Origin of the sequence: uncultured Mobiluncus sp., assembly GCF_947087965.1 — a bacterium.
Taxonomy (GTDB): Bacteria; Actinomycetota; Actinomycetes; order Actinomycetales; family Actinomycetaceae; genus Mobiluncus.
On the sequence record NZ_CAMUES010000003.1, the window covers coordinates 44,345 to 64,334 of the forward strand.

Here is a 19,990-nt window from a genome sequence, read left to right on the forward strand (position 1 = left end):
GTTTACAACCGTGTGGGGGCATCATCAACGGTTTTTGCCAAAAACCTGACCATGTCAGGCCCCCATCTGGCGCGACGAAACCTCGCCCCCGCCAAAAAATCGTGAACCTGGCCAGCTTGCGGACCGGCACAGTCCAAGGACAGGTTTCTCCCCATCAACATTAGACACGGCTCTAGGCTGTGCCCGGCACGGACAGTAACATTACGTGAACCGTTAATAATCACTATCGGGGTGGGTGAAGCCAGGTTGATTACCGCCCGCGCATACGGTAGCCCCCACATAGCCTGCTCGACCCAATATACCCAAGCCTGTAACGACTCACGCTCACCTACCACACCAGTACGGGTAATAACAATCTGCTGTTTTTGTAAAATCTTAAACAGGCTACTGGTGGCATACTCGTAGCGGGTGTACAGCCCAGCAGCCAACAGTGTCGAGACGGTGGAAAAAATCGTGCCGTAAGCAGGCTGAAAACGCTCCACCAACACCACCAACGCAGACAGGACAGTGACCGTCCACACTATTCGTGCATCCAACCGGCGGGCAACACACCAGGCCACCAACACGGTCAAAGTCGTCAACAAGACGACACTAGTGTTTTGCGCACCCCACGACAAAGCCGCCAGAAGGTTAGGCGGCAACAACACAATATGGACCACAGGGGGAGCAAACCGGATTCGCCCCAACGACTGCGCCCCCACAGTTCCCGGTGTGGTTTGCGGGGCCGGACCGCAACGATATTGGGGATGTTTAGTGGCATGCCTGCCGGTTCGTTTGGGCGGTTTCATCCCAGACACGCCACTTTCCATCCGCTACCCTCACCCTGTTTATGCAATGTTCCGATCGAGCAGCGTAAACGTGAGCCTCGGCCCATTACTGGTTCGACGAATCCGGCCGCGCGAAATCATCTGGGTGGGGATACCGTATTGTTCAGCCAGTTTGACCTGCCCCGCAATGTCGTCCCTCTCAGGCAGGTTAGGCCGGTTGATGCTGATAGCCCGAGCGCGGATTGTTCCGTCTTTCGCGTACATGGTGCCAGCAATCTCTACCCCGTCCCGATGTTTCAGGCTGGCAATGATCCGGCGCGACTGTTGGTCTAAATGTTTATCAGGAATCTGGTCTGGGGTTACCCCGTCATAGTGGATTTGGCCGTTTTCTCCGTTGGTTGCCCCGTCACGGTACGCCCACGGGACACGGCTCCGCCTGGCGGCCTCAATGAGGGGCGTGTATTCTTCACCACCGAACATGGTGCCGCGCAGCATGGGGCTGTTAGGCTGTGCCACACCCAGGCCGGTTGTGTCATTGTCCCGGTCGAACACGGGATATTCCCCGGATGCCGCCAAACTATACAAATCGGTGGCGTGGGTGTGTTTAGTGTCTTCGCTACGCGCAAACCGGCACACGTGTTCTTCCAGGTCGGGAACAAAATTGCCACAATCCGGGCATTGTGCCCCCTCGATTTGTTCCATTTTTCCTTTAACCTTCTGGTTGAACCAGCGTCCAAACGACTGGTCGGCCTCGGTAGGAACATCAAAATCGGGGCTAGCCTTATAGGCGTAAGAGTTCCCATCCAAGGTAGACATGTAGAACGTGTGGGTTTTCTTGTCGTAAGCGTATTCTTGCGCCCAAGACGAATGCGCCAACACCGGCTGTACCCCGTGCGCCACCGCCCTGGCCCGGGCACGTTTACGCATCTGGTAGGGCGTGTTAATCTCCATGTTACGGTTTTCCATGATGGCGGCAGAAGCCTCCTCCACATAGAGTTTGTCCTCACCGTCAAACCCTTCCGTATGCCCGACCCAAGAACCGTTAGGGTTACGGGTGAGGGTAACATACCCGACCCTAGGCCCGGTGGGGGTGTCGATAGACAACGGTACCTGTAGCTGGTTGATGCCCTGACTGTTCATATAGTGGCGTATCGCGGTTTTGGATGGCATACGAATGTTACGGTCCCCGGCCTGGTAGCACATGCGAGACACACGCCGGTTACCTTCCAACGAATGCCCGGTAGAGACGCGGCCTTCCCTGAAAGATTTGGACCAATTGTCGGGTAGTACAGGGATAGCGGTTTGTTGATTGTTGGCCCCGTAAGCATCAAATCCGCCTTTCCACCAGTTTTTGATACCTTTCGTGGTGGCCGGGACGGTCGGTACGGGTAGGGAGACAGATTTTACCCAGCCGCGCTGTTTCAAGAGTTGGCGGCGTTTCTCAATCCACGCATCATAGTCTTGCCGACTGGGCATGTTCGGGTTGGTGTCTTCCAGGTCTTGCGGCGAGGCCCCATATAGGCGAGGCCCGAACTCGCCGTTCTTCAGCCTGCCTTGTTTCCGCGGATCGAACCCCATGATCGTTTCCTTTCCCTCGGGTTTAGATTCTTTCTTACGGGGTGTATGTGTGCGGGCAAAAAACAGGCGGGGACTGAGAGGGGCTAGTTTGTGTAGTCTTCCGGATTGGCGAACTCAACATAGTCCAGGATTTGTGGGCCACGGTCGCCTAGACTGGCCTGGACACTTTTGCCGATATAGTAGGCGAGGTTCGGGGGTACCGCGTTACCTATCTGTTTATAGATTGAGGCCATTGAGCCGACGAATTCCCAATCGTCGGGGAAGGTTTGGATACGGGCGTATTCGTGCAGGTTTAGGGGCCGGGTTTGTTCGGGATGGCAACGTTCAGTAATTTTTTGTGACGGGGTGCATAGTAGGGTGAGTGAGGGTGTGTCCCAGGAGAGGCGTCTGGCTACACCACTGTTTCCTGCCCGCACATATAGTAGTGTCCCCATGTATTCGGTTTTTACCGGTTCAGGCAGGTCACGCCAGCAGCCGCCTTCCGGCACCAGGTCAAGCACCGCCCGTTTTTTCTCAGAGTATTGCGCCCCGACAGATTCGGGCAGGCCGTAGATGGCGTCACGTAGCGTGGGAATATAGTTGCGGGGTTTGGGGAAGAATAGTTCGGTGCCGATGTCGTTGCGGATGCCCATAATGATGAGTCTTTCGCGTTTTTGGGGCACGTCATGATGTTGGGCTTTCACGACCCGGTATCCGACACGGTAATGTCGGCCTTCATGGTCGTGTATGTCCTGTAGCGTGTCGATTACGGTTTTGAACGTTTCGCCCTGTTCGTGAAAGATTAGTCCTTTCACGTTTTCGCCAACAAACATTTTCGGCATGATTTCGTTAACTGCACGGGCGAACTGGAAAAACATGGCACCACGCGGGTCGTCAAAACCTTCCTTTTTCCCGGCACGACTGAACGCCTGGCAGGGGAAACCGCCCTCCACGAGATCTATCTTGTCCCGGTATGGGGTGAAGTCTAGGCTGGTGATGTCTTCATGGGCGATGTTCCAGTCGGGCCGGTTTTTTCCGTAACGTGTTGACCGGGTTTTTGTCGATTTCTGCTAGAAGAACATGATGGAATCCGGCGTTTTCTAGCCCGAGGGCTGTTCCTCCTGCCCCAGCGAACAGATCGATACAGTTGTACCTGTTTGGGTTGGAGTCTTTCAGGATACGGTACCGGGTTTGGGGCATGTTTTCTGTTCCTTTCCGGCGTGTTTTTCGATGTTTCGTGTCGGGGCGGGGGTGGCTGGTGAGATGCCACATGCCGCATTCGCAAAGGTAGGGGGCGAGCGTTCTTTCCCCGGAAAAGAAGGGGTTTTCTTTGCTTGCGACGCGCGCCGCACGTAAAGCGTCCTGTCGGGAAAGGAACGCCGCTTTTTCCGGATGCGGGCAAGCCTCGATGGTTCTGGCGCGTTTCTTGTCGCGCTTCTTGTGCTGATTATCTTTCCGCATGCAAACCACCTCTAGTCTTGGACGCTGCCTTGTTTGCCGTACAACAGTTCATCCACCAGGATTGGTACCCCGGACACGCTCCCGCCCTCACCCGTCTCATACTGGATGTCGTTGCGGAAGTTGCCGGACGTGTTACGGCGACGTTGCCGCACGTCATAGGCTAAATGTTCGGCCCAGAACGCCGACCAGGTGGTGGCCTGTTTCGTGCCGGGAGGCAACAAGTCCGGGAATTTGCGTTGCACCAGGTTGAAAGACCCCCGCATGTTAAACACAGCCACTTGGGCACCGTTATTGTTCACTATCCAGCCGATAGTTTCACCCTTCGGCATGTAAGTGTCTCGGGCGGCGTCACGCACCCAACCGACCCCAGCATCCTTAGCTGTACCACCCAGCGGGGGTTCGCCCGGATGGTCAGGGTCAGCCAGGTGTGCCGCCCCGGACGCCAACACGCCCCGCAACCCCTCCAACAGCGACAGGCCAGGCATACGTTCCGCAGATTCTTCCACATCACCCAACACGTAACTGAACACGTCACCGTACCAGGCTTTCCCGTCCCCTTCCGGACCAGACAGGTTCTCCCGCAACACCGGCCCCAAAACCTTGTCTTTATCGGCCCCGGCACGATACAGCAACAGTTCCAGCATGTATAGGCCCAGGAACAGTTCCCGCACCATTTCGAGTTTCCTAGTGCCTAAACCGTCTTTGCCCTGAACTTGGGCAAAAAACTTAGTTTTGAAAAACTTCAAAGCACGTTCAGAAAACGTTTGACACTGTTTATACAGTTCGGCCCAGCCCACCTGTCGGGCAATATCACAATAGTTTTGGATACAATACCCGCTGATACGCGCCAACACCGGCTCGTCTTTCGTTAACGCTTCTACGGGGGCCAGCGACCCGACCTCCAGCCCTTCTTCGTCTTTCACAACCAAAGATTCTTTCCCGAACCTGACTATCAGGACACGGTCGGACACAGAAGTGGTGGTGAAGTCGTTTTCACCCGTCACCACCAGCAGGGCACGGGGCGTGTTTACGACCCTGGCTGACCCGTCAGGGTTCATGCGCCTCCGGCCCCTGTGATCGTGGACGTTGCGGATGATTTCGCCGATACCAGATTCGGTGGTTTCTGCCCGCATTTTTGATACGGATGGTGCCAGGTCGTCAGCGACCCAGATAGGTACACGGGCTATCGCGTGTTCCATTGAGGCTGCCGTGTCTGAGGCACCGCCGGGGAGCCGCGAGTTGGTCCAGGTTCCTGCCGTGTGTTGCCAAAACCCCATGATGGCGGCCGCCGACCAGGATTTCCCGGATCCTTTCGAACCAACGAAATAGGATGCGAGCCGGGTGGGTATGGGGCAGATTGGGCGCAAAGCTAGGGCGATCATGAGTACGGGGAGACGCAAATCTGTCCAGGCCCCGGACTGGAACATGCCAGCATAGACGCGCCGGAAGTCGTCTAATATTTGGGCCTGATAGTCGGGGTTGTTTTCTATCGGCTGGTCTATTGTGGGCGGGTCTACTATCCCGAACAGGCTCGCCCCATCGAGGTCTTCTTCTTTGAGCGGAACAAAATTCGGTAGACTGATTGGCCCGGTGTAGTCGATGATTTGGTTCCCGATTGTGAACACGGGCTGATCGTCTTTGCGAGGTATCCAACCCATTGAGGTCCACCTATCAATATAGGTGACTTCTTGTTTGCGGTGTGCCCGGATGGCTTCTACCCATTCGGCACCGTTTTTGGGGGGCCAGTCGGGACACGAGTAGAGGATGGGAGGTATTTTTGCTCCCCACCGGCCCCATTCTTCCGGCTTGTGGTTGAGAATATCGGACGGGCCCTCAATTTTTACGGTGGTGGGGTGTCCGGATTCGTCTGCCCAGCCGACTTCGATTGATACGGTCGAGTTGGGGTTATAGGCGGTCTGTTCCCCGATGGGAACCCCGGCGTTGAGTTTCCCGGTGCGGATTTCGTCTTCGGTGGGGAACCGCGGGTTGGTGAATGAGACTATGCGTCCACCAACGCCTGCGATTGTGATCCAGCCGGCGTCGTGTTGGTCGTCTGCCCCGATGCCTTGTTCGAAGCGTAGCCCGTCGGGGGAGATGCGTTTGAGTCCGTCTACGCTGGTGGTTTCTTCTAGGGTGGGGGCTTGGGGCAGGTCGGTGGTGTTTTTCAGGATGTCGGTGAATAGTGCCCCGTCGTGTATCCAGTCGTCTACGCCACGATGTTGGTCGTTTTGGGTGAGGGGGGTTTGGATTAGTTTGACGGTTTTGGCGTGTTTTGAGGTTTCGAGGTATTCGAACAGGCTGGAGGCGGCTTGCCATACACCAAGGTTGGTGGCGGTGTCTCCGTCGAAGGCTATATAGATTTGTTTTTGGGTGAGGTTTAGGCTGTTCCATTCGGGGTTGGAGCGCCAGTTGTAGACTCCGGCGATTGCAATGACGGGTATCCAGCCGGGCGTGTTTTTTATGGCGTCTTGTAGGGCTTGTTGGGCTTGGGTGACGGTGGTTTGGTCGGTGACGGGCAGTATTATGCTGTGGTGGTTGAGTTGGGCTGAGACGATGGCGTCGGCTTTCAGTAACCCTTCGGCGATGATGACTGTGTCGGTGTCGCGTAGGGTTTTTGGTGGTGTGGCGGGGTGGATGTCCATGACTGTGGGTTTGCCAGGTGCTGTTAAATATTTGGCGGCTTTGCCGGTACCGGTGGTGTAACGGGGGATAGCGGGCCTAAGCTGCCAGGAGTCCATGCAGGGGCTGATTCCGGTGGTGTTGGCTTCGGTGACGGAGGGGATGGAGTACCAGGGCATGAACATGGCGTCTTGTGAGGCGATGGCATCGCGGACGAACACGCCGGTTTTGGAGTTTTTGGTGCCTTGCCTATATTTTTCGAGCCAGTCTGGATAGTTTTCGGGGGTGAGGGTTTCGTATCCTCGTGCTTTGGCGACTATAGGGAGGATGGCTGAGGTGGTGAGTTTTTGGGCGGGTGTGCCTGTGAGCCAGGGGTAATCGCCTGGTTGTGGTAGGGGGAATAGGGTGTTGTCTGCCATAAAACTTTTTCCGTGTGGTTAGTGACGGCTAGTGTGTTGTTTCATGGCTTGCACCGTGTGGGGGCTACGGGTGCGGGCAATTGTTATGGTTCGACTAGGGCTCGAACCTTTATAGGTGTGTGTCTGTCGGTGGTAGTTCCGTCACCGAGACGACCTCGGTCGTTCCATCCCCACGCCCAAGCATAGCCGTTAGTGTCTAGGGCGACCGTATGTTGGGCTCCTACCGATATTGGGGCGAACTTGTGCCCACCAGAAACCTTTACCGGGATGTTTCTGTCGGTGGCGGTGCCGTCTCCCAACTGACCTAAATCGTTGCGACCCCACGCCCAAGTGCCGCCGTTGGCGTCTATAGCGACGGTGTGGCTATAGCCTACTCCTATTTGGGCAAATTTATGCCCACCTTTGACTTCTACCGGAGTGGGGCTGTTGGTGGTGGTTCTGTCCCCGAGTTGCCCGTACTGGTTCCATCCCCACGCCCAAGTGCCGCCGTTGGCGTCTATAGCGACGGTGTGGTTGTAGCCTGCCGCTATTTGGGTAAACTTGTGCCCACCCGAAACCTGAACGGGCGTATTTCTATTCTTGGTTGTGCCATCGCCGAGTTGTCCTGAGTTGTTGTAGCCCCACGCCCAAGCGTCACCGTTTTCATCTAAAGCGACCATGTAGGCTCTAACTGCCGATATTTGGACAAATTTGCGTCCGTATTCGACTTTGACGGGGGCATTTTTCCCGATGTTTGTGCCATCCCCGAGCTGTCCGTCGCTGTTGTCGCCCCATACCCAAGTATCGCCGTCAGTGTCTAAGGCGATGGTGCAGTCGTCGCCTGTCGATATTTGTTTGAACTGGTGCCCGCCCGCAACCTTAATCGGGATAGAGCTGCCGTTGAGAGTGCCGTCCCCGAGTTGCCCGCTACGGTTGTTGCCCCATGCCCAAGCGTCACCATTGGTGTCTATGGCGACAGTGTGAGAACCGCCTGCTGATACTTGGGTGAACTTGTGCCCACCCGCAACCTGGATTGGGACTGAGCTATTATTGGTTGTGCCATCGCCGAGTTGTCCTGCCTGATTGTTGCCCCACGCCCAAGTGCCGCCGTTTTCGTCTATAGCGACCGTGTAGCTACCGCCTGTAGCTATTTGGGTAAACCTCACCAGATTCAACGGCTTGCCCCAACCATCCCCCGATGTCACAGTCGCATCCCCTACCGTAAGCGTGTCTTGCCAAGCGGCGACGGTAGCAAGCCCCCCCCCAGACACGACAAAAACCGCCAACACGGACAGCAAAACAAGTTTCAGGCTAGATAGATGCTTCACGCCTACCTATTCGTGTGCGGGGCCAACCGTAAAGGATGGCGGCTAGTCTTTTTTCTCGTAAATCTCGATCAAATCCACAAACGCCAACGAACGCAAAAACAGGGTCTCCGTCTCAGCATTCAAAAACCTCACGTTCCCCGCCGGAAGCTGGTCACCCAAAACATCCACCACCAAATACAGCGGGATTGTCTCGACAGTCCAGGCCCGTAACGGTGGTACTAGCGGGCCAGTCTTCTTGTCGTTCATGACCGCGAAAACCTCATCGCGTCCCAGATCCCCAAACGGGTCTTTGCCCGCATCCTCAATCTTCTTAAACTCCTCAGCCTGAAGATTGAACGCAATCTTGGTCAAATGAATAACCCGCCCCGCGTACCGCGACTCGTCAGACAGATTCTCACAATACCCAGGGAACAGCCCCTCGATAAGGGTGGGCAAATCTTCGCCTTCGATAGTGTCTCCAGGCTGAAGATTCCCGTGAAAGAACTCGGGTCGTTTCACAAGCACAGTAAACATGGTTTTTCTCCTCACTTCATTTTACTGATTCTTCTTGTTTCAGTTGGTGGGCTGCCTTGGCTGCCCCCAACAAAGTAGGCTCTTCTTGTTCACCAAAATCTGGTGTCCCAGGTTCGATACTAGACTCGGGCGGGCCGTCATCAGCGTCTTCGGACAGTACGGGCGCATATTTAGCCAACTGGGCGGGGGTGGGTTCGGGGGCTGGTGACTCCCGCAGCCCCAGGCGGGAAAGATGCTTGTGGTAAACCTCGGCCTCCTCATAGTAGCCTTTGAACACGCATGACGGTCTGCCCTCCAACTCTGCCGTGCCACACCCCCGAGACGCACCCTTATCGTCACGCACCCAATCGGGCACTTCCGGTACAGAATCCGGGCTAGAAAAGGCGTGTCCGCGGGCCGTCCGGCCAGGGTTAGCACCCAACAGGAGCCGGTTAGGTAGCGTCATTTTCAACGGCACCGAGATACCTGTGTTGGCTTGCGCCATTTGGGTTGCTAACAGTACACGGATACCCGCGAACCTCATTTCGGCAGCAATTTTTTGCAACACAGACTTAATCGACGCAATATTCGTATTGTATTCGATGGCTTCTTGTCGCAGAGGGTGATCTTTCGGTAACGATTTTGGTTCTTCCGTATAGGTGAAGGTTTGTTGTACCTCGTCCATTACTACCAGTAGCGGTTTGGGGCGTACTTCTGGTGGGAGTTCCAGGATTTTTTGTTTATCATACCGGTGCAGGACTTCTACCCGTTTTTGTCCTTCCTCATACACGATTTTGAGCATGGCCAGGATATGTCTGGGGGTGGTCACGCCGAATCCGCCGTCTATCACCCACGGTTTGCACCACGTGTAGTCGACAGATTTTGCTGCCGTAGTCGACACCGCTATCTGCCAGCCTTTAGTGAAAGCGTCATATATCATAGCGTTCACCGCGACAGACTTGCCAGAGTTTGGTGTACCCACCACCATGAGTCCGGCGGAGGATTCTAGGTCGATACTGAACGGCTGGTTGGGGCGATCCTTGTGCCCTAGACTGTAGCCGAGACGTAGTTCCCAAGTTTTATCATCTTTGCTGTCCCACGGGAACGGGTAGGCGGGGTTGAATGTCCAGAGTTTCCCGGCGACAACATGGCCTTCTAGGGTGGCTGGGTCGATGTTTACGTACCAGCCTGGTCCGCCAATCATTTGGGCGGCCTCGTCGAGTTTTTGTGCATGTTTTGACGGCATGTAGGTGGGGGGTAGTTTTACCCAATAGCCTGCTTTGTTTTCGGGACGTATGTCTATTTCCCACGTTTTGCAGCCGAGTGCGGCGGCGAGGGCTTCGCGTGCCCGGTAGGTTTCTTCTTCCATGCGGCGCATGGTGGCACGGTAGGTGGTGAGGTTTACGTCGGTGACCCTCCAGCCTTCGTGAAGGACTTCGAGTCGGCCTATGGCTGCGGGTATTCCTGACGTTTTCAGGGTGCGGTCTAAATATACTTGCATGACCCCGCCACTGTTTGTGTCGTCGGTAGCGGTGGTAGTGGTGGTGTCGAGGTCGCGTTGAATAATGGCGTATCCGGCGTTTAAATCGATGTTGGTGATAGCCCATTCTTCGCCTTGGGTTTCCCGAATTTTTTGCGCCAATGGACGGGTGTGCAGGTCTGGGTTGAATCCTGAGGGTAGTTTGATACGTGCGGTTTGCAACATGACCTATCGCCTCCCTATGTTGGTAAACATACGGGTGTGTAGGTCTGGGTTGAATCCTGTGGGTAGTTTGATGCGTGCGGTTTGCAACATGGGTTTATTCCCTCCCCATACTGATGGTGTTGATTAGGGTTTTGGTTTCCGGGTCCGGATGCCACACGCTTATCCCGTAATGTATCGCGGTGGTGCTTTCAACCCTCGCCAACTCGTTCCTCTCCCACCCCGGAATCAGCAGAATCTTGTCCACGGTTTTGATAATCCTGGCGAGGCTGTAGAGTTTTTCTCCCCAGTCCGGCCCAGACACAGGCGGCAGCACAGGCTGATACCCGGACTGTTCCACCAACTCAGCCACACGACCTAGGATACTGGTATTGTTGGGGCCGATGAGATAGATTTTTGGGGTTTTCGCTGCCTGTCCGGGTAGGAGCCAACCGTCAGGGTCTAGTGTTCCTGCCTGCCGCCTACCGGTGGGGGTAGGGTCGCCCCGCCAAGTCGAAACAGCCCTAACGGTTTCATACAGTCCCCCGGTCGCGGCCTCCAACAAGTCAAGCCCGAGCCGCTGGTTACCGTCAGGGGCACACACCGTAATATAGGTGTTTTCGCGGGTGAGGGCGGCCGGCACAAACGGATGCGGAGTTTTCACATACCGGTCGGGGATAGTCGCATATAAGGCGGGCTTTACGGGGGCGACAGAGTTCTTCCACGTTTCCGCCACACATTCAACCAGGATAGGGTCTTTATGCTGGTAGAGGATTTCAGGCCAGCTGGTTTCTTTCACCGCCGCACCATACACGTACTGGAACCATGCCCCGAGCGGGTGGCAATATTTGTATCCGACCGTGCCGTTTTCGGCCACGACCAGCCCTGTTTTCGGATTGTTGGGGTGTTCGCCCCAGTTGAGGCCAGTTTTGATGAGGACACTCACGTTACAGACTCCTTGCCTATGTTTCGCTGCTCTTGTTGTTTCCGTGTGGGGGCGTGGGTGTACGGTTGGCGGCCGTAACCAAATATGGCCCGCCGTCACATCCCGCCGGTCCCATTTGGCAGGTTTTCGGAACAGACTTGGACGAGGTCAGATAGTATTGGCCGCATTTGTCACAAATCACTAAATTTGTGGCCGGTTTACTGTTACGCAAAAGCGACAGCATGGGAGCATGTCCGGCTATCAGCCCTCTGTCGTCGGGGCCGATATGTGCCCTAGCAAGCATGCCGGAAACGCTGGGGTCGCCCCGTTTTTTTTCTAAATCGTCTAGGTTGACTGTTTTCGTGATTTCGAGGATGGCTAAACATATTGCGGCTGCCCTGGCTGGGGCGGGCGCTTCCGGGGGAACATCAAACCAAAACTCGCCGTCTGGTGCCCCTTTAGGTTTGCTCGTTTTTTTCACCGCCATAACGTCAACTCTCCGTCTGGCCATTCGATACGGTCGATAGTTTTTCCCCGCCATGTTCCGGGCGGGTTAATCAGCCCTAAACGGTGCATCCCCATGAGGGCGAGTATGGTCGCGTCAGCCACATCGTTGTTAGCCAGTTTTCGTCCCACGAATTGTTCGGCAACGTTTTGGACAGATTTTTTCCCCGCCATTCCGGTGCCGGTCGCCCACAGTTTTAACGTTTTTGGTGCAGCGACCGCTATCGGAATCTCTAGTTCTTGTAGCCAGATAGTGAGTTGATAGTAGAGTGCGGCCCGTTCCCAAACTGAGGTGGATACCGAGTTGTAGGACGGTCCTTCCACTACCACCAGGGCATGGTTAGATATGGTGCCGAGGATAAGGTTGGCGAGCGTATAGATACGCTGGGTTTGTTGCATCCATGTGTCTTGCCGGTGTCCGACCGTTTTCGGGTTGTGGAATTTCCACATTCCGCGCTTAGTGTCGTAAACGGCTATACCGGTTGAGGTCAGGGACAAATCTACCCCAACCACATGTCTAAGCGCACCGTCCGCAACCATACTTTTTAGGCCCTCGCCTCTAGCAGGATACGGGCTTCAGACACACCCTTCGGGTTGGTCGTGACGAACGGGGCAGCGTCACCGCGAGCCTGCCTCTTTGCGACTTTCGCACCGTTGAAGGTCGCAGCCTGGGCACAGCCCATAAAATCGGCAAGACGATTCTTCACCCCGACCAGCCGCCGGTCGGCCTGTTTCGACGCTTCCAACGCATCAACCCAGTCTTTCGCCAGGCCGGAGTCTATTTCCACGTTTTCACCCTCGTGAATGTCCGGGTGCAATTGGCGGATCATTTCATAGGTAGAGTCGGTCGTATCAATATCGGGCTCAACCCCGCTAGTTAGGGAGTCGATAAAGGCCCGTCCGGCGTTGAGGGCCTGAGCGATAAACTGTTCGTCTCGGCGTATCTCATAATATTTGACCGTGTTATACCCCATGATCGCCACCAGGTAGCACAAGTCGAGTCCGAGGGTGGAGAGATACCATTGGATTTGTGCGAAATAGGTGGGCGGGATAGCGTCGCTACCGTCTTCGGGGTCGCCCCATACCCAAATCATTGACGGTTCGACTGTTTTGATTTCGATAATGCCAATCTTTTTTCGACTGTCGGTGGGGGTGATGAATCGGTCGGGTTCGGCTATCTGCCAGGGGCGGGTTTTTGACTGCCAACAGCCGCCTCGCATTGTCCGATATTCGGGATAATCTTGCTCGAACAGGTTTGCGGCGGTTTGTTCGAGGCCGTGTCCGATTGCTGCCCGTACCGGGTTCATGGTTTTTGGGGCGGCACCTTTTTTTTCATGCCATAGCGCATAGTGGGATTTCCAGGGGGATAGCCCCATGATGGCTCCGATTTCTGAGCCTCCGATTTTGTTGCGCCGCTGGTCGAGCCATTCGATAGAGCCGGCGGGGAACATTTTTATCATTCGTGCGTCCATAATGGTCACCTTTTCTGTGTGTCCCCTCACCTTTTCGGGGTGGGGGTTATATTTTTGTTTCCTTACCCGTATCCGTGTGGGGGGAGTTTTCGTGGCCGTCTACCAGAGCGATTAGGTCGGTGATGACCGAGTATGCTTCGGTCAGCCCATCCCTATACCCCACCTCATAAACCGGGAATTCAGCATGGGGGAGCCCCCGCTGGGCAGTATCAATGAGGGTGGCGATAATGGTCGCGGCCTCACCTAACAGGCTCGTGGTGTCCCCGGTTTGGGGGATGGGTAGGACTGGTGGCTGGCGTTCCTCCCGCGAGGTCAACAGTCGGGTGAGTAGCCCAAATTTTTGTTTACTTTCCGTCATACGGTTCACCGTGTGGGGCACCCCACACGGTTGCAGGTATGGTTAGACCTCGCGATACTTGGTTTTGTTTAGATTGCGGACGCCAGTTTTACCGTCCGAAAGCACAATATTTGCGTTCCAACAGGCTATGTGTGGACTGTAACAAGGCTTTGTGGGCGACAAAAAAACGGGACGACGCCAAATGCGCCCAATGCGGGGCGAGATTCGAAAACCCCCCGAAACAGTCTCGCAAATATTGCCCGGAATGTTCCTATTCTGGACGCCACCCTGTGCGGGGGGAAACAGATCTTGCCACCACGCATCCTGAGATAGCCCGCCAGCTTGCGGATCCTAGCCTGGCGGTGAATCTTATGTCCGGTTCAGCTAAAGAGCAAGAGTGGGTGTGCAAAAAGTGCGGGAACCATTTTGTTCGCACCGTACAGTCGATGGTGGCATCTACCGGCTTGTGTGTGTCTTGTGTCCGTAAAGGGGCAAGCCATCCTGGGTTTGCTTCGTTCCGGGTGAAACCGGGGGTGAATAGTGCCGACACGTTTTTCCCTGAACTTGTCCGGTTTGTGGCCCCAGATTCGCCACTATCTATGCGGGATGTGGCTGTGAAGTCAAACCGTGCCCTGTTGTGGGTGTGTCCCCAATGCGAGAAACATTATGAGCGGACTATGAGCCGGCAGGGGATTGCGGCAAACCTACTGTGTACAGAGTGTCGCGAGGCTCATTTGACCCGCCAATACCGCAACAAGAAAACGTATCGCCTGTTTTTGCCTGACCGCAACGCGGTGTTTGTTTTCCAAGCCCGCACCCACCCTGGGCTAGTAATCGATTTGGATGCGAAACGCAATGTTATCGGGTTGGAGATTGTTGGCGACGAATGGCGCATGACCGGCAGTGAGATTGATGCCCTTTCCCTGCCTGACGGGGCTAGGAGCGTGTTGCGCCAGTTCATGAAAACCGAGGCTGCCCCCACACGGTGAGGTGCGAAGAAAAAATACATCTTCGTTTGATAGGAGAAACACTTTTTATGGAATACAAACTACTCGAACCCTATATCGGTACTACGGTCGTTGACACGGACGACAACATGTTTATCTGCCTGTCGCAGGTTGGTTCTTCCCAACGGCTTTCTGGACGTATGTGGCTGCATTACCGTGAGGGGCATCCGGTTTTTGTGACCCGTTGGCGTGACCTGATTGGTAGCAAAAAAGTTCTCACCGACCTGTCTACAGGGAAAAAGTTTTATATCCCTACCGAACCTGGTGAGGGCACTACATTGTTTGATGCTGAGGGTAATCCTTGGCGTCATGACGGCGAGTATTGGACTAGTGGGGGGCAGCGTCGCCGGTGGGTTTCTCTACTGACCGACATAGGGCCCATGACCGGCGAAACTGTCGAGAACGAAAACTAACAACCTGTGGGACAGTCTACTGTTCGTGTCGCGGAATTGTTCGCGGGCGTAGGTGGTTTCCGTCTGGGTCTGGAAGGCTGGACGGGAGACAAAATCGCGCCCGAACATCTGCCTGCGGCTGGCTCGTTTGAGGTGGTGTGGGCTAACCAGTGGGAGCCGCCAGGTAGTGTGTCTCGCCAGTTCGCGGCACGGTGTTACGAAACCCACTTCGGGCAGGGGAGTGTTATCAATCGGGATATTGCGGCCGTTTTGGATGATGCCCAGGCGGGCCGGTTGCAGATTCCTGATGTTGATTTGGTGGTGGGTGGTTTTCCTTGCCAGGATTATTCCGTGGCAAAACCGCTGTCCTTTTCGGGCGGTATCGAGGGCAAGAAGGGTGTTTTGTGGTGGCAGATTCACCGGTTCTTACAGATGAAAAAGCCGCGTTTTGTGCTGTTAGAAAATGTTGACCGTATTTTAAAATCTCCTGCAAAGCAGCGGGGTCGTGATTTTGCGATTATCCTGTCGTCTCTGGCCCGGGAAGGATACTGCGTCAGTTGGAGGATGGTCAATAGTGGCGAGTATGGGTTTGCGCAACGGCGTAAACGTTTGTTTATTTTCGCTGAGCTTGCCGGTAGGCAGGATGGGGCCTTGTTTACCAAGATTTTCCCCGATGCGTTCCCGGCGAGGCTTGAAGGCGAGTACAGCGAGTTCGATATCGACCCCGACCCTTACAAGGTTAGCCGTGACTTCGGGAAGGGATTAAAGGTTTCCCCTTTTCTTGAGGCCGGTATCATGCAGGCCAGTCACGTCACCACTGTGAAGTTTCAGGAAAACTATGACGGGCCTAGCCGCACTCTTGGTGATGTTTTAGTTAGGGATTTCCTACAGGCTGGACAGACACCGGCATGACCGATGGAAACCGGGCCTTTTGCATGGGCAACGCCCTGGTGGTCGGAGTGGTTCACCGTATCGGACGAGCCCTGGCTACTCAACTGTGCCGGTCAGAATATTCTCTGACTGTGTGATGTTCATTCGCTGTAGCGTTCCATCCACTCGTCAAGATCAGTTTTGCGTATCCGGTAGTGTCCCCGCTGCCCTAACTGGTGGAATTTGAGGTGCTGTTCGGGGTCGATTGTGTGCATGGCGCGGGTCAAAGTTTGCCTAGACCAGCCAGTAATCTTTACCGCCTGCGGCAGGGTCACCCATTCTTGTTTCACTACGGTTTCCACGAATCGTCCTTCCGGGGAGGGGCTTGTTTTTCGTGTGTCACCGTGTGGGGGCAGAATCCCCTATCTGGAGTTTGGTGGCAAGAATCTCGATATATTTTTGTGCGAAATCGGTCGAAACATGCTTATAGCCCTGTTGGGCAACCACATCAGAATGTCCCATGATTTGCTGTATCGTGTCCGGTTGCGCCCCAGCCTCAAGCAGTAGCGTAGCAGTGGTGTGTCTGGCCTCGTGGGTCACATAGAGGGTGCCGTCTGGTTTATGCACCCCCGCCAAAATCTGGAGCTGTTTCCATTCTTGTAGGTCGTGCCGTTTCGAGATAGGCCGATCCTTATTAGTAAACACCAACCCCCACGGGTTCGGCGGGGTAGTTTCTTGCAACTGTTTGAGGGTGGCGGCAACCCACGGCACCATCGGAACAATACGCATACCGGCCTTCGTTTTGGTCCGCACCAAATGGTAGCCGTCTATCAAATGTATGGTTTCGTATGCGTCCGGGGCAAGAAATTTTTTGGTTGTGGATTTGGTGAGAGCCTGCAACTGCCAAGATATGTCAATAGTCCCGTTGCGAAAATCTATCCTGTCCCAGGTGAGGCCGAGGGCTTCGCCTTGCCGCAACCCTTGGAGGAGGGCTAGCACCCAACGGACCCCGGCGGGGGTTTGGGCTGCGGCGTGTAACAGTTTTATCGCGTCGTCTAAAGGTATGGCGGTGCGTGTGGAGTGGGCGCGGTGGGTTTTTTGGGCGAGCAGCACAGGGTCGGGCACAGGGTAGCCTTCACGTTTCGCATCTTTGAGCATTGCGATAATGGTGGTCTGGTGCCGTTCGGCGGTGGAGGGGGAGCCGCCGTCTTGGATTACAGTGTTGGCAACGTTTTTGATGTGGGAGGGGCGGAGCTGGCTGAGAGGCTGCCTGCCGAGAAGGGGTATCGCATATTTTTCGATGGCTGACCGGTCGGCTATGTAGGTGGCTGGACGAACCTGGTGCTTGCGTTGTTCTAGCCAGGTTACGGCCCAAGTTTTCAGGGTGGGGTCTGTAGTGGGGGTTTTCCGGGCTTGTTGGAGTTCGTATCGGGCTTTGTCGAGTTTTTTGCGGGCTTTAGTTTTGTCTCGTGAGGATACGGTGATGCGTTTGCGGGTGCCTTTCGCAGTCCAGCCGGCTTCTAGTGTCCCGATCCAGAGGTCTCTGTTTTTGTTGTAGTAGAGGCTGCCTGTTCCGTAGGTGCGATATTTTTGTTTCGGCATGAGAATTTTTGTCTTTCGGGTGTCTAATTTTTGGGGTTTTGGTCTAGCCATTGGTCTAGCCATTGGTCTAGCCATTTCATGGATAATCTACACCATTTTTGGTCATTCTTGGACGTTCCCGTGTTGGGGATTTAAGCCGGTTTTTTGGTGATATTGTGGGCATTTGCCCTGGTCGGGGTGGCGGGATTTGAACCCGCGGCCTCTTCGTCCCGAACGAAGCACGCTACCAAGCTGCGCCACACCCCGTGCGTTTTGCAACCCCTCAATTATACAGATGAACCGAAATATCAGAAATCGCAGCCGCTCCGAAAATCCGCGCCGCGCCATGAGTCCCACCCGAAACTGCGATGCGCTGGCAAGCATCGCGCAGGTGGCCCAGCCGCCCCTAGAGCGCGAGGTTCGCGGCTTTCGATACAATCGACCCGTGAATATCCTCGTCGTTTGTACCGGCAACATCTGCCGCTCCCCGATGGCTGAAATCGTTCTGCGCGAAACTGCCCAGCGAGAGGGGCTTGACCTGCGCGTATCTTCGGCAGGAACCTCGGACGAAGAGCACGGCCACGGTCTGGATCGGCGCGCGGCAAAAGTCCTTTGCGAAGCCGGATATACCCTGCCCGCCCGCCACTTCGCCCACCGCGCCACCACCGCGGAACTACGCGAGGCCGACCTTGTGCTGGCTATGACGACAGGTCACGCCCGCATTCTGCGACGCATGATGGCCTCCGCCGGGGTCAGCGCCGACAAACTGCACCTGTGGCGGGAGTTCGACGGCACCGTGCCTTTCGGCTCCATCAGCGATTATCTGCAATCGTCGCCAGGGTATTCCGACCAGTATTCTTCCGAAGGTCACGCGGACGTGCCCGACCCCTGGTATGGGAACCAGGACGGGTTTTATCGCACTTTGGCGGTCGTGGAGGCTGGTGCTCAGGGTCTGTTGCGCTGGCACAAGGCCGGAGGGGCAGAAGCCCGGTAGGGCCCGGCTTGCCGGTCTCACGCTGTGACAGAAACGCTCTATTGAGCTAACGGCGTACGCCGACCCAATGCGTCTTTTCTGCTTGGAGTTCGACCGGCGCAATGTCCACTGGACATTGCTTTTATGCCGGTCTCACACTGTTACGGAAACGCTCTCTTGAGCTAACGGCGGATGCCGTTAGCTCAATGCGTTTCCGCAATTTGCACAAAACTTTGGTTTCGGGTCGGGGAGTTTTGCCCCGCAGTTCGAGCAAAAGCCTCCGGCGCCCCCAGCCGGGGCCGCCGGCTGTGGTTTACCGCAGTTAGAACAGAACTTGCCGGTGTTTTGCGCCCCGCAATCGCAAGCCCAAGTCGCGCCGGCCGTGCCGGCGCCACCCGCCGCACCAGCCTGCTGAGCCTGCTGCGCCGCCTGCTGCTGAGCCTGCATCTGCGCCTGGTTCGAAGCCGAAGCCGCCCCCATGAAACCGCCGCCGGCCTGCATCCCCATGCCGACACCCATCATGGCCATACCCGCGCCCGCCGGATTCGACCCGGCGTTCTCGATACCGCGCGCCACGGACCCTTGCACAAATCCCTCGCGAATCGTGGGATCTTGGAGCATCGCGCCCTGATTGCGCATATCAATCATCTTGCGCGACTGTTCATCGTAAGAAATCGAAGCAATACCAACGGCCTGAACCTCGATACCGCGCTGTTGCAGCCACTCGGCATCCAAAGCGTCGCGCATGTACTTCGACAGCTCGCTCATCTTGGAGGTGACCTGGGAAATGCGGATTCCGTCCACGCTCATCTGGTTGATGGAAACCTGCAACGCCTCCAGGAACTCGTTTTGGTACTGTTCCTTAATCTCATCAATATGCACGTGCGTCGCATCACGCGGAATCGCTTCGGCATAGAACTTCAGCGGGTCGACGATGCGAATGGAATAGGTGCCGTGCGCGCGCAGGAACAGCTCGGCGTTATAGAAATTGTCAAAGTATTGCACCGGGTTAGGAGTGCCGAACTTAATGCCCTTAATCTCTTGCAGATTGACGTAAAAGGCCTGTTGCGCCCCGGAAGGTGTGCCGCCGAACTTGAAACGATTCCAAGTCTCTTTCAGCGCATCTCCCAAGTTCCCGGTAAACAGCGACGGCGCCGAACCGGAATTAAACGTGTACGCGCCCGGCTCGGTGGAAAAGTCCACAATCTTGCCCGAATCAGTAACCAGCAAGGCTTGACGGTCGTAAACCAGCAGCTTAGAGCCGTCCGTAATGATGTCCTCGGAGCCGCGCTTGTTAGACCCGCGCCCGCCTTGGCGCATCTGGGCGCCCTTGGTAAAGACGATGCCTTCCCCCATGTCTTGAGCTGCGATGGCGTCCACCCACTGATCCGCTAAAGTTCCGCCGATAGCGCCTGCTGCCGCCTGAATCAAGCCCATGTTTTCCTCCTAATGTCGGTGTTTTCAACAGTCCACTCGGGTCGCCTCGCTGACTACCCGGCTGATTCGTCTCTAGCTTTCACTAAAAATCTAGACGATTTAACACCCAAAAGGGTGAAAACTCAGCAGGTTTCGTGTCGACCGGGCATTTCTCAGGAGGGCGTGAGCGGTCACAAGGGTGGTGCGTTC

At 55.6% G+C, this 19,990-nt stretch carries 19 protein-coding genes and 1 tRNA gene; 4 read left to right on the plus strand and 16 right to left on the minus strand.

Annotation, left to right across the window (positions count from 1 at the left end):
• Window positions 1–2: 2 nt before the first annotated feature.
• The 12 genes from Q0V70_RS04150 to Q0V70_RS04205 form a co-directional block, all read right to left on the minus strand.
• Entirely contained in the window at window positions 3–797 is a 795-nt protein-coding gene (locus tag Q0V70_RS04150; RefSeq protein ID WP_297588718.1) for a hypothetical protein, read from the minus strand.
• A gap of 30 nt (window positions 798–827) precedes the next feature.
• On the minus strand, window positions 828–2,345 hold the full coding sequence (locus tag Q0V70_RS04155) for a hypothetical protein (protein ID WP_297588721.1): 1,518 nt from the start codon (window positions 2,343–2,345) through the stop codon (window positions 828–830).
• An 83-nt stretch (window positions 2,346–2,428) separates the two neighbouring features.
• Entirely contained in the window at window positions 2,429–3,337 is a 909-nt protein-coding gene (gene dcm / locus Q0V70_RS04160; RefSeq protein WP_366126680.1) for a DNA (cytosine-5-)-methyltransferase, read from the minus strand.
• The gene (locus tag Q0V70_RS04165) at window positions 3,327–3,785 is read right to left on the minus strand and encodes a DNA cytosine methyltransferase (protein WP_297588723.1); all 459 of its coding nucleotides are present in this window, start codon (window positions 3,783–3,785) and stop codon (window positions 3,327–3,329) included. The genes dcm (Q0V70_RS04160) and Q0V70_RS04165 overlap by 11 nt, the downstream gene beginning before the upstream one ends.
• An 11-nt stretch (window positions 3,786–3,796) precedes the next feature.
• Window positions 3,797–6,823 carry a DUF3854 domain-containing protein gene (locus tag Q0V70_RS04170; RefSeq protein WP_297588726.1) on the minus strand — a complete coding sequence of 1,009 codons (3,027 nt, stop codon included), beginning with the start codon at window positions 6,821–6,823 and terminating at the stop codon, window positions 3,797–3,799.
• A gap of 83 nt (window positions 6,824–6,906) precedes the next feature.
• Window positions 6,907–8,130 carry an RCC1 domain-containing protein gene (locus Q0V70_RS04175; protein ID WP_297588729.1) on the minus strand — a complete coding sequence of 408 codons (1,224 nt, stop codon included), beginning with the start codon at window positions 8,128–8,130 and terminating at the stop codon, window positions 6,907–6,909.
• Between the two features lie 42 nt (window positions 8,131–8,172).
• Complete coding sequence (locus Q0V70_RS04180; protein WP_297588732.1) at window positions 8,173–8,643, minus strand: hypothetical protein; 471 nt, start codon at window positions 8,641–8,643, stop codon at window positions 8,173–8,175.
• A gap of 16 nt (window positions 8,644–8,659) precedes the next feature.
• The gene (locus Q0V70_RS04185; protein WP_297588735.1) at window positions 8,660–10,327 is read right to left on the minus strand and encodes an FtsK/SpoIIIE domain-containing protein; all 1,668 of its coding nucleotides are present in this window, start codon (window positions 10,325–10,327) and stop codon (window positions 8,660–8,662) included.
• Between the two features lie 94 nt (window positions 10,328–10,421).
• A complete protein-coding gene (locus tag Q0V70_RS04190) occupies window positions 10,422–11,249 on the minus strand; it encodes a hypothetical protein (RefSeq protein WP_297588738.1) in 828 nt (275 codons plus the stop codon).
• 456 nt (window positions 11,250–11,705) lie between these two features.
• Window positions 11,706–12,272, minus strand: coding sequence for a hypothetical protein (locus Q0V70_RS04195; RefSeq protein WP_297588741.1), 567 nt, complete (start codon window positions 12,270–12,272; stop codon window positions 11,706–11,708).
• Window positions 12,273–12,277: 5 nt separating this feature from the next.
• Window positions 12,278–13,204 (minus strand): YqaJ viral recombinase family protein, encoded by a 927-nt coding sequence (locus Q0V70_RS04200; RefSeq protein WP_297588744.1) that lies wholly within the window; start codon window positions 13,202–13,204, stop codon window positions 12,278–12,280.
• Between the two features lie 46 nt (window positions 13,205–13,250).
• On the minus strand, window positions 13,251–13,562 hold the full coding sequence (locus Q0V70_RS04205) for a hypothetical protein (RefSeq protein ID WP_297588746.1): 312 nt from the start codon (window positions 13,560–13,562) through the stop codon (window positions 13,251–13,253).
• Window positions 13,563–13,600: 38 nt separating this feature from the next.
• Here Q0V70_RS04205 and Q0V70_RS09650 point away from each other — a divergent pair, with 38 nt between their 5' ends.
• The 3 genes from Q0V70_RS09650 to dcm (Q0V70_RS04220) are packed head-to-tail and all read left to right on the plus strand — an operon-like array spanning window position 13,601 to window position 15,852.
• Complete coding sequence (locus Q0V70_RS09650; protein ID WP_366126622.1) at window positions 13,601–14,530, plus strand: zinc-ribbon domain-containing protein; 930 nt, start codon at window positions 13,601–13,603, stop codon at window positions 14,528–14,530.
• A 47-nt stretch (window positions 14,531–14,577) separates the two neighbouring features.
• Window positions 14,578–14,961, plus strand: a complete 384-nt coding sequence (locus Q0V70_RS04215) for a hypothetical protein (RefSeq protein WP_297588750.1) — start codon at window positions 14,578–14,580, stop codon at window positions 14,959–14,961.
• A 6-nt stretch (window positions 14,962–14,967) separates the two neighbouring features.
• Window positions 14,968–15,852 (plus strand): DNA cytosine methyltransferase, encoded by an 885-nt coding sequence (gene dcm / locus Q0V70_RS04220; protein ID WP_297588752.1) that lies wholly within the window; start codon window positions 14,968–14,970, stop codon window positions 15,850–15,852.
• Between the two features lie 119 nt (window positions 15,853–15,971).
• Here dcm (Q0V70_RS04220) and Q0V70_RS04225 read toward each other — a convergent pair whose 3' ends face one another.
• The 3 genes from Q0V70_RS04225 to Q0V70_RS04235 form a co-directional block, all read right to left on the minus strand.
• Complete coding sequence (locus Q0V70_RS04225; RefSeq protein ID WP_297588754.1) at window positions 15,972–16,172, minus strand: helix-turn-helix domain-containing protein; 201 nt, start codon at window positions 16,170–16,172, stop codon at window positions 15,972–15,974.
• Window positions 16,173–16,209: 37 nt separating this feature from the next.
• Window positions 16,210–17,412, minus strand: coding sequence for a site-specific integrase (locus Q0V70_RS04230; RefSeq protein ID WP_297588757.1), 1,203 nt, complete (start codon window positions 17,410–17,412; stop codon window positions 16,210–16,212).
• Between the two features lie 169 nt (window positions 17,413–17,581).
• Window positions 17,582–17,658 (minus strand) — tRNA-Pro (locus tag Q0V70_RS04235).
• 178 nt (window positions 17,659–17,836) lie between these two features.
• Here Q0V70_RS04235 and Q0V70_RS04240 point away from each other — a divergent pair.
• Window positions 17,837–18,385, plus strand: coding sequence for a low molecular weight protein-tyrosine-phosphatase (locus Q0V70_RS04240; RefSeq protein WP_297588760.1), 549 nt, complete (start codon window positions 17,837–17,839; stop codon window positions 18,383–18,385).
• Window positions 18,386–18,562: 177 nt separating this feature from the next.
• Here the strand turns inward: Q0V70_RS04240 and Q0V70_RS04245 are convergent, their stop codons facing one another.
• A complete protein-coding gene (locus Q0V70_RS04245; protein ID WP_297588763.1) occupies window positions 18,563–19,801 on the minus strand; it encodes an SPFH domain-containing protein in 1,239 nt (412 codons plus the stop codon).
• Window positions 19,802–19,990: the final 189 nt, after the last annotated feature.

Excerpts from the sequence above, each read along its gene's own strand:
- Q0V70_RS04230 (WP_297588757.1), bottom strand. The coding sequence starts at position 17,412 with ATGCCGAAACAAAAATATCGCACCTACGGAACAGGCAGCCTCTACTAC.
- Q0V70_RS04185 (WP_297588735.1), bottom strand. The coding sequence starts at position 10,327 with ATGTTGCAAACCGCACGTATCAAACTACCCTCAGGATTCAACCCAGAC.
- Q0V70_RS04200 (WP_297588744.1), bottom strand. The coding sequence starts at position 13,204 with ATGGACGCACGAATGATAAAAATGTTCCCCGCCGGCTCTATCGAATGG.
- Q0V70_RS04165 (WP_297588723.1), bottom strand. The coding sequence starts at position 3,785 with ATGCGGAAAGATAATCAGCACAAGAAGCGCGACAAGAAACGCGCCAGA.
- Q0V70_RS04180 (WP_297588732.1), bottom strand. The coding sequence starts at position 8,643 with ATGTTTACTGTGCTTGTGAAACGACCCGAGTTCTTTCACGGGAATCTT.
- Q0V70_RS04155 (WP_297588721.1), bottom strand. The coding sequence starts at position 2,345 with ATGGGGTTCGATCCGCGGAAACAAGGCAGGCTGAAGAACGGCGAGTTC.
- Q0V70_RS04215 (WP_297588750.1), top strand. The coding sequence starts at position 14,578 with ATGGAATACAAACTACTCGAACCCTATATCGGTACTACGGTCGTTGAC.
- Q0V70_RS09650 (WP_366126622.1), top strand. The coding sequence starts at position 13,601 with ATGGTTAGACCTCGCGATACTTGGTTTTGTTTAGATTGCGGACGCCAG.
- Q0V70_RS04170 (WP_297588726.1), bottom strand. The coding sequence starts at position 6,823 with ATGGCAGACAACACCCTATTCCCCCTACCACAACCAGGCGATTACCCC.
- Q0V70_RS04245 (WP_297588763.1), bottom strand. The coding sequence starts at position 19,801 with ATGGGCTTGATTCAGGCGGCAGCAGGCGCTATCGGCGGAACTTTAGCG.
- Q0V70_RS04195 (WP_297588741.1), bottom strand. The coding sequence starts at position 12,272 with ATGGTTGCGGACGGTGCGCTTAGACATGTGGTTGGGGTAGATTTGTCC.
- Q0V70_RS04205 (WP_297588746.1), bottom strand. The coding sequence starts at position 13,562 with ATGACGGAAAGTAAACAAAAATTTGGGCTACTCACCCGACTGTTGACC.